This window comes from Nocardia sp. NPDC049707, from assembly GCF_040674855.1.
Taxonomy (GTDB): Bacteria; Actinomycetota; Actinomycetes; order Mycobacteriales; family Mycobacteriaceae; genus Nocardia.
This window is the reverse complement of sequence record NZ_JBFANN010000011.1, coordinates 15,462-29,781: the sequence shown is the minus strand read 5'-3', so window position 1 is coordinate 29,781 and position 14,320 is coordinate 15,462. Positions and strand designations below refer to the sequence as shown.

Below are 14,320 nucleotides of genomic sequence, written 5' to 3'. Positions count from 1 at the left end.
GGCGATGCGAACCCTGTTGGATCTGATCCTGGCCGCGGACTGTGTCGGATGCGGTGTGGTCGGGGTGGGTTGGTGTCCCGACTGTGCCGCGACCTTGGGTGGACCGCCGAGGCGAGTGCGGCCGCGCACCGATCCGGGGGTGCCGTGCTGGGCGCTCGCGTCGTATGCGGGTCCGGCGCGGCGGGCGGTGCTCGCGGCCAAGGAGCAGGGGTGTCGCGATCTGGCCGAGCCGTTGGGGCTGGCACTCGCTGCTGGTCTGGTGCGGTTGCGCGATGCCGAGCGGCCGCTGGTATTGATTCCGGCACCGAGTCGGCGGGTGGCCGCGCGCCGCCGCGGCGGGGATCCGGTCGTGCGCACGACACGGGCGGCGGTGCGGTGGCTGCCGGATAGCCGGGTGATACCGATGTTGCGGGTGTGGTGGGGTGTGCGCGATTCGGTGGGATTGACAGTCGGTGAGCGGCAACACAATCTGCGCGGTCGGATCATGGCTCGACCTGCTACCGGAGCTCGGTCGGGAGTTTCGGCGAATGCCGAGGTCGTACTGGTCGACGATGTGCTCACGACCGGCGCTACCGCCCGCGAATCGGTCCGCGCGCTCGACCGGATCGGAGTACGGGTACGTGCCGTGTTGGTGACGTGCTCGGCTTGACTCCGCGAAATTTGCGTGAACACTGGCGGACCGCCCGTTGGCGTACTAGCGTCGCGATCACACACCCGAACCGGGAGTTTGGAGGTGGCACCTCGGACATCAGGTGCCGAGAGATTGTCTATCGGCACAGCTCATCCCGCCGCACGCATATGGGTTTGTGCGGCCATATCCGGGAGGTACGCGTGACGACTTCTTCACGACCTTCAGTGCAAGACCCCCTCGCTGTGAAAGAAGCACAGGCATCGGTGATCGATGACAGCACCGTGGATGCGACTGAGCAACCCACAGCGGAACGACCTCGCGCACCGCGCGGCGATGTCGTGGTGAAGGGCCGCAACGTGGAGGTTCCTGACCATTTCCGAATTTACGTCGCGGAGAAACTTTCCCGTCTCGAACGCTTCGATCCGTCGATATTCATCTTCGATGTGGAGTTGTTCCACGAACGCAATCGTCGTCAACGCAAGAGCTGCCAGCGCGTCGAGATTACCGCGCGCGGCAAGGGCCCGATCGTACGGGCGGAGGCATGTGCGGACAGCTTCTACGCTGCGCTGGAATCGGTGACCGCGAAGCTGGAGAGCCGATTGCGTCGAACGAAGGATCGCCGCCGCGTCCACTACGGGGACAAGACCCCGGTCTCGGTGGCCGAGGCGACCGCCGATCTGGTCGATGAATCACTGTTCGCACAGGCGAACGGGACGATCGCACATGAGCACCTCGAGGCCGATCGCGGTCGGTCCGCCGAATCGGAATCCGCGGATCATGCAGCTGGACCCGGCCATATCGTCCGAACCAAGGTCCATAGTGCGACCCCGATGTCCGTCGACGACGCCCTCTACCAAATGGAACTCGTTGGCCACGACTTCTTCCTCTTCCAGGACAAAGAGACCGACCGACCGTCGGTCGTCTACCGTCGCCACGCATTCGACTACGGCCTGATCCGGCTCGCGTAGTCCTTATCCGCCTCGCCGCGCCTTGTGCCGGTCGTGGGAGCCCGCGACGTTACGTCGCGGGCTCGCGGTCAGGTGTCGGTCGATTTCTCGGCGTATCCGACGAATTACCCACATGTTCGTGCGAGATCAGTCGTCGCGTCGGCAAGCCCATAGCGAGGCCCTCAATGCCGCCGTTCCCGGAAAAAGGTTCTGTGCAGCAAGGAATCTCGGCGCGGTGGGCGGATGGCCTGCAGCATGACAAGGTCGGCGAAGGTTTCGGCATCGCGTTCGCGGGCGGTTGCGTAATCGCTGCGCCCGAGGACATATGCGATGGACTCCGGGGAGATCGAGGGGAGTAGTTCCGCGAGGGCCGACATCGGCTGTGGCGCGGGCGTTTCGGTCGTCGATTCCGGTCCGTGGCCGAGCAGCATATGACCGAGTTCGTGGACGATGATGTGCTCGGCATGCCATTCGGTGGTGTCGGCGCCGTAGACGATGATGTCGCTGTCGCGCTTGGCAATCCACAAACCGCTGCCGGTACCGCAGCCGGTGCCCGCGAGTAATGCGGTATCGACCGGTTGCAGGGTGATAGTGCGACCGCGATGGTCGACGACGGCTTCGAGGTATGCGGTCAGATTCCACGGGGATGGTATCGGTACGTCCCGGGATACTTCCCGGAACCGGTTCTCCATAGCGGGCATTCGTCGGCAATCTCCTACAGCGCTGCGGTCCCGCCCCATGCAACCGACGATGCTACCGACTGTTCGGAAATTGCCCGGTCTACGGCTGCTCGACCGGTTGATCCGTGCGCTGGATGAGCGCGGTCAGCGCGGCGAGATCGACATCGGATCCGCGCAGCGCGATGCTGGCGACATTGGCATCGCGCATGGTGGCGAGCAATTCGAGTTCCCGATCGATCGCGGCCGCCGCCGCGCCGGTAGTGGTCAGGTAGTCGGCGCTCACGCCGAAGCACTGTGCGATGGCGGTGAGCAATTCGGATCCGACCGGCGCTGAGTCGAATTCGCCGCGGCGCAACCGGTCGAGCTGATCTTCCGGGACGATGCGGCCCAACTGCGCGCCGACCTGTTCGGCCACCGCGGCCGTCGTGCGCTCGGGTTCCGACCGCGGGTGCACGGTCGCGAATAGTCGATTCACCTTGTGGCTGAGCGTCGGTCGCACTCGGCTCGTCACATCGTTGGTCATCTGTACTGCCCTTTACTGCTTGCCGTTTCGAATCGCTGGCGCACCGGGAGTGGCCGCCAGCCAGCGTGCTCGAAAGCGGTCCTCGGTGCCGGCGTCCACATCCTCCGTGCGTCCGGCCAGCCAGCGGCGATAGCGGCGTTCTTCCAGGTCGGCGGGATCGCTGGATTCGGCGGGCACATCGAGCAGATGGGAGAACGCCATCGCGACCAGCGGGTGCAGGGTTTTGCCGGGGCCGCCGTTGCGTTCCAGCATCACGGTGGCGTACCGCGCGGAGAGTCGGGAGACGACCCCGTTGAGATCCGAAATGGCCGCGACCACATGGGGTTCGGTGGTCCGGCCCCGCTCGACCGCGTCGTTGAGCCGACCAGCGGCGGCGAGCAGTCCGGTCAGATCGGAGAGGTCGAAGCGGATCGAATCGGGTCCGGAGACGATCGACCCGTCGGTACTCGGGGTGTGGTTCGCGACCTCGTGCACGGTCGGATTGCCGCCCGCATAGGTGCGTGCCGCACTGCCCGGCAGCCAGCGCAGTGGCGCGTCGAGTTTGTTCAGCGTGTGCGTGCTGATGGTCGCATCGCCGTCTTCGATCTTGCGGATCGTCGGCGCCGAAGGCCCTCCCAGATCGCCGATCTGCATCTGGGTGAGGCCGAGTTCGTCGCGGCGTTCCTTGATGATTCGGCCGAAGCGCTTATGTCGCGACAGCTCCGAAGGGCTTTGCATAGTGAGCCTCATGGTAGAGCTCCTGGCGGAAAAAGCCAACTTCATAGAAAACGATTGAAAAATCAATGCCAAGATTGCTACTGTTTGTTCGCGCCGAGTGGTGTCGATGTCGACCTTGCCGGTTCCGGGACGAGTAGGGGCGTTCGCCGGGACGGGCGCCGCTCATCCGCCTGCCCGGGCCGTTCTCGGCCGCGGGTGCCCCGACAGCGTCGTCGTGGGCCGGCGGTTGAGTGCCGGGTCGGGTGCGGGCGGGCTCGGCGAGTTGCCCCGGTGCTCGCGATATCGGTTGATGTGCGGGCGCACCGGGTCGGCGGGAAGGGCCCGGCTCAGCGGCGATGGAGGGGATCGCTGAGCCGGGTATTCCGAAGGGCGGCCAAGGTGATCCGGCCGTGGTCATCGCGTGGCGGCGGCAGTGCCGCCGCCACGGCTGTGCGCACCCGGTCCCCGTCGATGCCGCTGGCTGTCAATCCGTCGTAGAGCGCGCCGTGGCCGTGCCGGTGCTCGGGGGTCGGGCTCAACCTGACCAGGGTGGTGACCAGTCCGTTCGCGCACAACATCGCGTCGGTCAATTGACAGCTGCCTTGACGTTCGATACCGGCGTGCTCCGCCAGACCTACCGGGCCTGACCTACCGGCGTGATCGCTGACGCCTTGTAGATGCCGCATCCCACTCCTATCCTGACAGGAGGCAGAACGGGCGAACCCCGCGGAGTAGAGATGATCTACGACAATCTGCTCACGCTGACAGCGCGGGCACCGATCACCAGCGGATTGCGGCAGGGCGAAGCATTTACGCCCTATGCGGCTTTGGTCGAGCGGATCGGCGGACTCGCCGCCGGCTTTATCGAACGTGGCATCAAGAGGGGCGATCCCGTTGCCCTGCTGATTCCGAACTCACCCGATCTTTTCGTAACTGCCCACGCGCTCTTCGCCATCGGCGCCATCGCGATGCCGCTGAGCGAGACGGCCACGCGATCCGAACTTGCCATGGCCGCGCAAAGGGTCGGACCCGAGGCCGTCATCGCAACTCCCGGCCTTGCCGCGGCTGCCGAGATGCTGATCACAGATGCAGCCCCGGGCATTCCCTTGTTCCTGACGAGCGCCCTGCCCGAAGGAAGTGCAACCACCCGGCTGCCGAGACTGCCAGGCGACACGATGGCGCTCTACCTCTTCTCGTCCGGCTCGACCGGGCTGCCCAAGGTGGTGCCGCACACCCATGCCGAACTCATCGCTGATGCTGAACGAGCCAGCACAGCCTGGGACCTTCAGCCCGACGATATCGTCCTCGACATGCTGCCGGGCAACTTCTCGTTGGGTTTCCTGCTGGGCGCTACGCAATCCGTCGCCGGTGGTGCAACGGTGCTCTATTGGAGCGATCCGCTGCCGCTGGCGCTTTCGCGCAAGAAGCTGCTCGACACCATGGTCCGCGAGCACGTCACTGTCATCGGTGCCGTTCCGGCAATGTACGAAATCGTCGCCGGTCAGCCCGGCAGTTTCGGTCTCAGGCTGCGCCTGGCCTTCTCGGGCGGCGTCGCACTGAAGCGGCCGGTCTTCGAAGCGGTGCGCGAGCGCCTTGGTGTCACACTTCGTCAGGATTACGGCTCGACCGAGGCGAGCATGTTCTCGCACAATAACTCCGCCGATCCCGACGCGAGCTGGGCCTCGGTGGGCGCGCCGGCGGGCGACGCCAGGGTCCGCATCGTTCCATTCGACACCGAATTCGGCCCGTCCGTCGGCGAAATGGAACTGAGATCATCCTCGCTCATGCGGGGATATCTCGGCGATGCCGTGGCCAATGCCGAGGCGTTCGATGAGGGCTGGTTCAGGACCGGCGATCTTGCCTCGCTCGATGAAGAAGGTCGCATCTTTATCCGTGGCCGCAGCAAGCTGCTGATCGAGGTATCCGGCTACAAGATCGACCCCATCGAGGTGGAGGAGACGCTCATGACCTCGCCCGCAGTCGCCGAAGCCGCAGTGGCGGGCCTCCCGGACACGCGCAACGGCAATCGGCTGATCGCGTTTGTCGTCAAGGGGGCGGATGTGTCCGCCGATGAGCTGATCCGCTATGCCCGCGAAAGGCTGTCGGTTCAGAAGGTCCCGGCCGAGATCGCGTTCATCGACGCATTGCCGCGGAGCCAGGCCGGCAAGGTGCTCCGCGGGCGGCTGCGCGAGCTTTAGGCAGGCTGAGCCGTTCGCTGCGAAACATAGGCTGCTAGCTCCGCAGGCGATTCGAACAGATCCGCCCCTATCTCCGTTTCCGGAATGCTGATCTTGAATCGCTCCTCGAGGAAATGAACCAGTTTCACCAGACTGATCGAGTCGAGCAGGCCGATCTCCAGTAAAGGGGTCTCGCGATCGACCGGCGCTCCGCCGGTTTCAGCCACCATGGCGGAGATATACTCGATTATCGGTTGTTCGATATCGTTCATAACTTGAGTCCCTTATGTAGTCAGCATACAAGCCAGTTTCATCGTGACTTGAATTCGTACTCGAAAACAAGGGAGGGCGGCTTGGGTGAAACGCGCCCGCTGGGCGAAAAGGAACAACTGCTCAATCATTTGCATGCGCGTGGCGGGCTGATCGCTGTGCAGGTGCTGCACGTGCGCGGCCGCCTCGATCCCGCGCTTGTGCAGTGCGCACTCGCCTGGCTACAGACCCAGCACCCTATCCTTCGCGCTCATATCCGCTACGGCAAGATTGTCTGGCGACGCGTGCCGCCCTTCACCTATCGCCAGTCCTGGTTCGACACCGAGGGCACAACGGAGATCCCGTTGAAGGTGCTCGATGATACCGACCCAGACGCTTGGCGCAAAGTTTTTGCCTCTGACATCCGCACACCGATCCCGAAGGGCAACCATCCGCGCCTGCGGATAACGCTGGTGCGGCAGTCGCCTGACGCCGACCTCAACCACATCGTCATCTGCGCCGATCACGCGACGCTCGACGCCCAGTCCGCCAACATGCTGGCTCGCGCGCTTCTCGAATTTCTCGCCGATCCCGAATTGGCGCAACTGAAACCGCCGGTCCGCACCGCCCTGCCTCCGCCGATCGAGGCCGGCCTGCCCAACAAGTCTGGTAGTGGTAAGAAAGCCACCTATACGCTGGCCATTCGGCTACCCAAGCAGACGGTCCCCGATCCGAAGGACGAAACGCGAGTACTGGCGCGTTACCTCAGGCCCGACATAACGGCAACGCTCAAGGATGCCATCAAAGCCAACAGAACGACGCCTCACGGTGCGGTAACAGCAGCATTCCTGCTTGCCATGCGCGAGCGGTACCGGCTCGACGCCATGACCGTGTTGACCACGGTCGACCTCCGCCGCTTCAGCAAACTCGCGCTGCCGGACGAGACCTGCGGTTGCTACGTCGACATCCTGCGTACCAAGCACCCGATAACCGACGACTTCTGGGCAACCGCCCGTGACGCCTCGTTCAAGCTGATCGCCGCGCTGGCCAAGGACCGGGAGTCCGCGTCGATCATGAAGTTTCCCGAATGGAAAGTGTATCGGCGCGAAGCCGGCCCAACGATCCACAACAACCGGCGCCTCGACGGACTTGCTGTGACCACGGTAGGCGAGTCCGGCCTTCAGACCAGCTACGGCGCCTATACGCTCGATGACGTCACCAGGGCCGTTTCGCTCGACATGTTCGGCCCGTCACTGTTTGTGATCGCCAACGAGCGGCTTGGTGGCCTCGACCTCAGTGTCGGGTACCCGGCAATTGCGATGAGCGAGGATGAGGTGTGCTGGCTCACCGACAACGCGGTGGCCCGGCTCGAAAGTGCTGGATAAGAATCGCGCCGATCGCAGCGCGCCCCGCGTCGTGGACGAGGTTTCGGAGGCCGACCTCGCCGAACGATCCATCCCGGCGTATTCGGATGATCCGGAGGCCGACACCGATATCGAGCAGGAGATCGGCGTCGCGGTCGATCGGGACGCCTTGTAGGCCAACGCTGCCGACGTCATCGAACAGGCCATCCCGGCACCCCTGGACGACGAACTTCGACGCGTGACCGCGCCCATCCGGACAGGGGCGAAGTAGCTCGAATCAGGACGCGATCTTGGCGCGCACCGTCGCGTGCAGCTCGCGCAGGCGCGACCGGTCGGTGATCACCTCGAGCACCCGCGTGCCGTGTGCGTGCCCGGCCAACTCGACGGCGAGCTGCTCCGGATCGACCTGGCTGTGCGGAATTCGGTAGGCGGCGCACAGCGCGGCCAGATCCACGCCGTGCGGGGTGCCGAACACCCGCTCGAACACTTCGGCATACTGCGGGTCACCCTGTTCCAACAGCTCGAAGATGCCGCCGCCGTCGTCATTGGCGACCACGATGGTCAGATCGGCCGGGCAGGGTTCGCCGGGCTCGATCAGCAGGCCGGACGCGTCGTGCAGGAAGGTCAGATCACCCAGCAGCGCGACGGTGCGGCCGTCGTGGTGCAGCGCCGCGCCGACAGCCGTGGACACGGTGCCGTCGATGCCAGCGACACCGCGGTTGGACAGCACCGCGATACCCGGGCGCGGGAACGACACCAGGGCCGCGTCGCGCACCGGATTGGACGCGCCGAGCAGCAGCTGGTCGCCCTCGCGCAGCGAGTCCATCACCACCGCCGCCACGTGCAGGCCGGTCGGCTTCGGGTGCACGGCGAGTTCGGCCCGAACCACCTCGGTCGCCCTCGCGCTGAGTTCACGGCAATGCGTCAGCCATTCCGGGCGCGATGCGCCGGTGACAATAGCCCGAGTGCCGGTACCGACCACATTGCCGGAGACATCGGGCCAGCGCGGCCCGGTGGTAACCGCGTAGACGGTGACATCCGGATCGGCCAACACCTTGGCCACCGGACGGTGCAGGGTCGGACGGCCGGTGATGATGGCCTGACTCGGCTTCAGCAGTGGCAGCGCCAATGGGTGCAACGCGGGGCCGTGCATGGGGGCAGTGGGTTCGGCGACGGTTGGCAGCTCGGACAGTTCCGGCCGGAGCCTGGCACCGTGGCCGGAAATAACGACCGTGTCGGGGGTCAGGTCGATGTCGACCGGCACGTCGACCGTCGTGCACGGGGTGAGCGTCCAGGCCCGTCCGCCCTCGCGTCCCTCGGGCGCGCACTCGCGGAGGGCGAGGTCGGGCACCACCGGCTCGCGCAGCGGGGTATCGAAGTGCACCGGGCCCGCGTTGCCGGAACCGGTGCCGCAGGCCGCGGCGAGCACCCGGCAGACCGCCGAGCGCCACACGCTGTTCTGGTGCCCGTACGACGCACAGTCGGCGGCCGCAGACTCTTCGTCGGCGAGGCCGAGGCTGATGGTGTCGCGGACCTGACTGCCGAACAGACCGAACTGTTCCACGGTCTGGTTGGCGCCGGAGCCGAGCATCTCGTGGGTCCGATTGGCGGTGACAACCACCAGCGGTACCCGTGCGTAGTTGGCCTCCAGCACCGCGGGACCGAGGTTGGCCACCTCGGTCCCCGAGGTCATCACGATCGGTACCGGTAGCCCACTGGCTACCGCCAGCCCAACCGCGAGGAAGCCCGCAGTCCGTTCGTCGATGCGCATGTGCAGTCGCAGTCGGCCCGCGGCATCCGCTTCCTGCACAGCGAAGGCCAGCGGCGCGTTTCGTGAGCCGGGACACACAACAACGTCCCGGACACCCCCACGCGCGAGTTCGTCGACGACCACGTGCGCCTGCGCTGCGGACGCATTCACCACTCCAGCCTCTCACAGCGAGCAGGATTGCGCCCCAGCCGTCCACATAGGCACGCGACCTGCGTCACCTGCCGATAACCGCGTCGATTCGGCAACCGGCTCCATACGGTGTGCGAGGTAGTCGAAACCTTTGCGGCAGTTTTTCTTTTGCGGGGATCAGGCGTGAAAGGTTTCTTGGTGGACGGCTTCGGTCAGTGGGCGGCGGGTGCGCCAGCCGAAGCGTTCCAGGTCGGGGATGCGCTGGAATTCGTGGACCGGGCCGATGCACAGCCAGGCGACCGGGCGGATGTTTTCGGGTAAGCCGACCAGGTTGGCGAGGAATTCTGGGTTGTAGAACGAGACCCAGCCGACGCCGATCTGTTCGGCGGTCGCGGCCAGCCAGAGGTTTTGGATGGCGAGGACTACCGAGTAGATGCCGGTTTCGGGGACGGTGGCGCGGCCGAGGACCTGCGGGCCGCCGCGGTCGTGGTCGTAGGTGACCACGATGCCGGTGCCGCTCTCGGTAATGCCCTCGATCTTGATCGGTTCGAAGGTCGCCGCCCGCTCCGGCGGCAGTGCGTCCCGGAATTCGATCCGCTTCCGCGCGACATGCTCCGCGAACTTCCGCAGCGTCGCATCCGCGCGCACCACCACGAAGTCCCACGGTTGCGAATTGCCGACACTGGGCGCGCGATGCGCGGCATCGAGTATCCGCCACAGCGTCGCATCATCGACGAGGTCACCGGTGAATTCGGCCCGCACATCCCGCCGCATCCGGATGGCCTCGTAAACGCTCAGATCGTCCGCACACACGCCCTCAGTCAACCAGCCGCAACCCGCGCTCCCGGCCGAGGCCCGGGGATACCGCGAGCGCAATGGCCGCGATCGGATATACCCATCGAAAGGCGAAGGCGCCCACGGACTTCCGCGGGCGCCTTCGTGACGACTGCGTGTCAGCCGACGGGCATGACCCGCCGTGCGATCCGGCGACGGCCCTGCTTCAGCGCCGTGCGCAGGCCGCGACGCTTACCGGTGGCCGGGTCGAAGCTCGGCATGGTGTCGCCGCCGAATTTGCGCTCCGAGGCGGTCTCGGGGGCATCGTCGGCGGTCGCGCGCAGGTACTTGTTCGGCAGTGCCAGCTTCAGAATGGTGCGCCAGGACTTGAAGTACTGCACCGGAAGCGAGCCGGTGGTGTAGGGCAGGTCGTACTTCTCGGCCAGGGCGCGCACCCGCACCGCGATATCGGCGTAGCGATTGCTCGGCAGATCCGGGAACAGGTGGTGTTCGATCTGGTGGCTCAGATTGCCGGTCATGAAGTGCATGACCGGACCGCCGGAGATATTGGCGCTGCCCAGCATCTGGCGCAGGTACCACTGGCCCATGGATTCGCTGTCGATATCGGCCTTGGTGAATTTCTCCGCGCCGTCCGGGAAGTGGCCGCAGAAGATCACCGCATTGGTCCAGACATTGCGGATGACGTTGGCGGCCAGATTCGCGGTGAGCGTCGAGACGAAGGCGGGCCCGGTCAGCAGTGGGAACAGCAGGTAATCCTTGCCGACCTGCTTGCCGACCTTGACCAGCACTTCGCGGCGGTTCGCCTCGAATTCGGCCCGCTCCGGCGAGCCCTCCTTGTACCGATGCACCTTGCCCAGCTCGAGATGCTGGATCGCGATGCCGTATTCGAACAACAGCTGCAGCACCAGGTTGTAGACCGGATTGCCGATATTGAACGGCTTCCAGCGCTGATCCCGGGTGACGCGCAGCACCCCGTAGCCGATGTCGTCGTCCATGCCGAGCACATTGGTGTACTTGTGGTGCAGGTAGTTGTGCGTCTGCTTCCAGTGCTTGGATGGGCCGGTGTTATCCCATTCCCAGGTGCTGGAGTGGATTTCCGGATCGTTCATCCAGTCCCACTGCCCGTGCATGACGTTGTGCCCGATCTCCATATTCTCGATGATCTTGGCCGTGCTGAGCAGGGCTACACCGGCGAACCAGGCGGGCGGCAGGAAACTGGCGAACAGCACGGCGCGGCCGCTGATCTCGAGCGCACGCTGCAGACGGATGACATTGCGGATGTACCGCGCGTCCCGAGCACCGCGTGTGGCCTCGATATCGCGCCGGATCGCGTCGAACTCCGCACAGAGCGCCTCCACATCGGCTTCGGTGAGGTGCGCGTATTCTTTGACATCCGAGATCGCCATGGCGGTTACAGTACCGTAAGTTACGAGACCGTAGGTTGCGGGCACTCCCACTTCGCTGTGGCATACCCCCCATTGCGAACGCGACTGGGGGATGATACCTCACCCGCGGCGTCGGCGTCGGCGGATCGCCCGCTCGCGTAACGCCTTTCGCTGCAATGTCGCCTTCTCCTGACGTGCCTTTTCCTGCAGTGCCAGTTTGGTTTCGCGCAGCACTTCCTTCTCGTGCCGCGCCTTCTCCCGCAGCACCACCTTGGCCTCTTGCAGCGCCGAGCGCAGGCCGCGCCGTTTACCGGTCTCCGGGTCGATGGGCAGCCAGTGCGTCTCGTTCCACTTGTCGGCCCAGCGCTCGGCATTCGGCAGGGCGGGCAGTGAGATGCCGGCGAACTTGCGCTCCGAGGAGGTCTCCGGTGCGTCATCGGCGGTGCGCTTGAGGAAACGGTCCGGCAGTGCGAGCTTGTGGATGGTCCGGAAGGCCAGCAGATACTGCTTGCCGAGGGAGCCCGTGGTGTAGGGCAGGTCGTACTTGTCACACAGTTCGCGGACCCGCTCGGCGATTTCCGGATACCGGTTGCTGGGCAGGTCGGGGAACAGGTGATGTTCGATCTGGTAGCAGAGGTTGCCGCTCATGAAGGCCATCGCGGGTCCGGCCTTGAAGTTGGCGCTGCCGAGCATCTGGCGCAGATACCATTCGCCGCTGGTCTCGCCCTCGAGCTGTTCGATGGTGAATTTCTCGGCGCCGTCGGGGAAGTGGCCGCAGAAGATCACCGCGTAGGCCCACAGGTTGCGCACCAGGTTTGCGGCCGCATTCGCCTTCAGCGTCGATGTGAACGCCGGGCCGGTGAGCGCGGGGTAGATCAGGAAGTCCTTGGCCACCTGACGGCCGATCTTGCGGCCGAAGTCCTTATTCGGCTCCGACATCAGCTGGTTGCTCGGCACGCCGGAGAGTTGCTTCTCGATGCTCCAGTCGTGCAGTGCGATGCCCCATTCGAAGGTGGCCGCGAGCAGGATATTGGCCAGCGGCTGGACCAGATGGATCGGTCGCCACTGCTCGTCGCGGGTCATCCGCAGGATGCCGAAGCCGAGGTCCTCATCCTTGCCGAGCACGTTGGTGTAGGTGTGGTGGGAGTAGTTGTGCGCCCGCCGCCATTGCGCGGACGGCCCGGTCATATCCCACTCCCAGGTGCTGGAATGGATCTCGGGATCGTTCATCCAATCCCATTGCCCGTGGCTGATGTTGTGCCCGAGCTCCATGTTCTCGATGATCTTGGCGACCGACAGCAGTGCCGTACCGCTCAGCCAGGCCCAGCGGTTTCGGCTGCCGAAGAGCGCCGCGCGCGCGAGCACTTCGAGGCCGCGCTGCGCGGCGATGGTGCGGCGGATGTACTTCGCGTCACGCTCGCCACGCGACAATTCGACGGAGCGTCGAATGGAATCGAGTTCCTGCCCCAGTGCTTCGATGTCGGTCGCCGTGAGATGGGCGAACGCCTTGATATCGGTGATGGCCACCGGGGTCCTTTCCCCTGACTTGATGTACCTCGAGGGTACCTGTCAAATCCCCCCCGACGGTGCGCTGCGGGTGTCGCTGTCTCAGACGTCGAGTGCGCAGTCGCCCGCCGCGGCCGAGATGCAGGTTTGCACCTTGTCGCCCTCGCGGCGCTCATCACCATTGCGCAGATCGCGGGCATGTCCGGAAGTCAGTGTGACGACACAGGTTTGGCAGATGCCCATCCGGCAGCCGAACGGCATCTGCACACCGGCGGACTCGCCCGCCTCCAGCAGACTGGTCGCACCGTCGACCGTCACGGTGCGGCCGGTCCTGCCGAAAGTCACGGTGCCGCCCTCGCCGATGGCGGAGCGCTCGATCTCGAAGCGCTCCACATGCAGCCGGTCGCTGATGCCTGCCGCATGCCAGTGCTGCTCGATCTCGTCGAGCATGGCGGCCGGACCGCAGGCCCAGGTCTGGCGCTCGCGCCAATCCGGGAAGTGTTCGTCCAGTGCGGTGAGGACGAACCGACCCTGCTCGTCGGTGAGGTGCAGATGCGGGGAGAAGCCGGGGTGCCGATCGTGCAGATCGCGCAGTTCGGCGCCGAACATCACATCGTCGTGGGTGCGCGCGGAGTGCAGATGCACAACGTCGGTGACCGCATCGCGGCGATCCAGCGCGCGCAGCATGGCCATGACCGGGGTGATACCGCTACCCGCGGTGAGGAACAGCACCCGTTCCGGCGGCGGTGACGGCAGCACGAACCCGCCCTGGGGTGCGGCCAACCGGACGATGGTGCCCGCGGCGACACCGCTGACAAGGTGGCTGGACAGGAAACCCTCGGGCATCGCCTTGACCGCGATGGAGATCAGGCGCTTGCCGCGATGCTCCGGATCGGTCCAATTGGGCGGGCACGTCAGCGAGTACGAGCGCCAGTGCCAGCGGCCGTCGAGCAGAATGCCGATGCCGATGTACTGACCGGGCTCGTATTTCCAGTCGAAGCCCCAGCCCGGTTTGATGACCAGTGTGGCCGAATCGGCGGTTTCCTTGCGCACCTCGACAATGCGGCCGCGCAGCTCACGTGCCGACCACAGCGGATTCGCCAGGTGCAGATAGTCGTCGGGCAGCAGTGGCGTGGTGACGCGGGCGACGGCGCCGCGCACTACGTTCAGCCGTCCACCGCGTTCGGCGACCTCGGTCGCCGGAGCCTCCAGCCACTCCCGGACCGCATGCACCGAGAATGCCGCTTTTTTCAAGACCATTGCCGCCGTTCGTCTCCTGTCGTAGCGACCGGTGGGGCCGCCTCGCTGCCAGGTTACGGCATCGTAAGTTAGTCCGGGGTGCACAGGTTCGGCGTCACGGCTCCACCTCGCTAACGCTCGGTTCCACCGTGCCCCCGAAGGCGCTGTGTTCCTGGTTCACTCGCTGGCGCTCGCTCACAGGCTCCACCTCGCTAACGCTCGGTTCCA

General features: G+C 65.4%; 15 protein-coding genes. 5 read left to right on the top strand and 10 right to left on the bottom strand.

Going from position 1 to position 14,320, the window contains the following annotated elements; translation table 11 throughout:
* The first annotated feature begins 4 nt into the window (after positions 1 to 4).
* Together AB0J29_RS12965 and raiA are read left to right on the top strand one after the other, a co-directional pair.
* Positions 5 to 649 carry a ComF family protein gene (locus AB0J29_RS12965; RefSeq protein ID WP_364783944.1) on the top strand — a complete coding sequence of 215 codons (645 nt, stop codon included), beginning with the start codon at positions 5 to 7 and terminating at the stop codon, positions 647 to 649.
* 245 nt (positions 650 to 894) lie between these two features.
* Positions 895 to 1,599, top strand: a complete 705-nt coding sequence (gene raiA, locus AB0J29_RS12960; RefSeq protein WP_364784300.1) for a ribosome-associated translation inhibitor RaiA — start codon at positions 895 to 897, stop codon at positions 1,597 to 1,599.
* Positions 1,600 to 1,760: 161 nt separating this feature from the next.
* Here the strand turns inward: raiA and AB0J29_RS12955 are convergent, their stop codons facing one another.
* From AB0J29_RS12955 to AB0J29_RS12940, 4 genes are all read right to left on the bottom strand, one after another.
* Entirely contained in the window at positions 1,761 to 2,279 is a 519-nt protein-coding gene (locus AB0J29_RS12955; RefSeq protein ID WP_364783941.1) for a hypothetical protein, read from the bottom strand.
* A 79-nt stretch (positions 2,280 to 2,358) separates the two neighbouring features.
* Positions 2,359 to 2,781, bottom strand: a complete 423-nt coding sequence (locus AB0J29_RS12950) for a hypothetical protein (protein WP_364783938.1) — start codon at positions 2,779 to 2,781, stop codon at positions 2,359 to 2,361.
* 12 nt (positions 2,782 to 2,793) lie between these two features.
* Complete coding sequence (locus AB0J29_RS12945) at positions 2,794 to 3,510, bottom strand: helix-turn-helix transcriptional regulator (RefSeq protein ID WP_364783935.1); 717 nt, start codon at positions 3,508 to 3,510, stop codon at positions 2,794 to 2,796.
* A gap of 314 nt (positions 3,511 to 3,824) precedes the next feature.
* Positions 3,825 to 4,163, bottom strand: coding sequence for a hypothetical protein (locus AB0J29_RS12940; RefSeq protein WP_364783932.1), 339 nt, complete (start codon positions 4,161 to 4,163; stop codon positions 3,825 to 3,827).
* Positions 4,164 to 4,214: 51 nt separating this feature from the next.
* Here AB0J29_RS12940 and AB0J29_RS12935 point away from each other — a divergent pair, with 51 nt between their 5' ends.
* The gene (locus AB0J29_RS12935) at positions 4,215 to 5,675 is read left to right on the top strand and encodes a class I adenylate-forming enzyme family protein (RefSeq protein ID WP_364783929.1); all 1,461 of its coding nucleotides are present in this window, start codon (positions 4,215 to 4,217) and stop codon (positions 5,673 to 5,675) included.
* Here AB0J29_RS12935 and AB0J29_RS12930 read toward each other — a convergent pair.
* Complete coding sequence (locus AB0J29_RS12930; RefSeq protein ID WP_364783926.1) at positions 5,672 to 5,926, bottom strand: acyl carrier protein; 255 nt, start codon at positions 5,924 to 5,926, stop codon at positions 5,672 to 5,674. The two genes, AB0J29_RS12935 and AB0J29_RS12930, sit on opposite strands and share 4 nt — an antisense overlap.
* Positions 5,927 to 6,007: 81 nt before the next feature.
* On the opposite strand from AB0J29_RS12930, the gene AB0J29_RS12925 reads away from it, so the two are divergent.
* The gene (locus AB0J29_RS12925) at positions 6,008 to 7,288 is read left to right on the top strand and encodes a hypothetical protein (RefSeq protein ID WP_364783923.1); all 1,281 of its coding nucleotides are present in this window, start codon (positions 6,008 to 6,010) and stop codon (positions 7,286 to 7,288) included.
* Positions 7,278 to 7,442, top strand: coding sequence for a hypothetical protein (locus tag AB0J29_RS12920; RefSeq protein WP_364783920.1), 165 nt, complete (start codon positions 7,278 to 7,280; stop codon positions 7,440 to 7,442). The genes AB0J29_RS12925 and AB0J29_RS12920 overlap by 11 nt, the downstream gene beginning before the upstream one ends.
* Positions 7,443 to 7,544: 102 nt before the next feature.
* Here the strand turns inward: AB0J29_RS12920 and menD are convergent, their stop codons facing one another.
* The 5 genes from menD to AB0J29_RS12895 form a co-directional block, all read right to left on the bottom strand.
* Entirely contained in the window at positions 7,545 to 9,188 is a 1,644-nt protein-coding gene (menD, locus tag AB0J29_RS12915) for a 2-succinyl-5-enolpyruvyl-6-hydroxy-3-cyclohexene-1-carboxylic-acid synthase (protein WP_364783917.1), read from the bottom strand.
* A 156-nt stretch (positions 9,189 to 9,344) separates the two neighbouring features.
* Entirely contained in the window at positions 9,345 to 9,980 is a 636-nt protein-coding gene (gene bluB, locus AB0J29_RS12910) for a 5,6-dimethylbenzimidazole synthase (protein ID WP_364784297.1), read from the bottom strand.
* Positions 9,981 to 10,120: 140 nt separating this feature from the next.
* Entirely contained in the window at positions 10,121 to 11,368 is a 1,248-nt protein-coding gene (locus tag AB0J29_RS12905) for a fatty acid desaturase (protein WP_364783914.1), read from the bottom strand.
* Between the two features lie 99 nt (positions 11,369 to 11,467).
* Positions 11,468 to 12,874 (bottom strand): fatty acid desaturase, encoded by a 1,407-nt coding sequence (locus AB0J29_RS12900; RefSeq protein WP_364783911.1) that lies wholly within the window; start codon positions 12,872 to 12,874, stop codon positions 11,468 to 11,470.
* An 81-nt stretch (positions 12,875 to 12,955) separates the two neighbouring features.
* A complete protein-coding gene (locus tag AB0J29_RS12895) occupies positions 12,956 to 14,113 on the bottom strand; it encodes a ferredoxin reductase (RefSeq protein ID WP_364783908.1) in 1,158 nt (385 codons plus the stop codon).
* Positions 14,114 to 14,320: the final 207 nt, after the last annotated feature.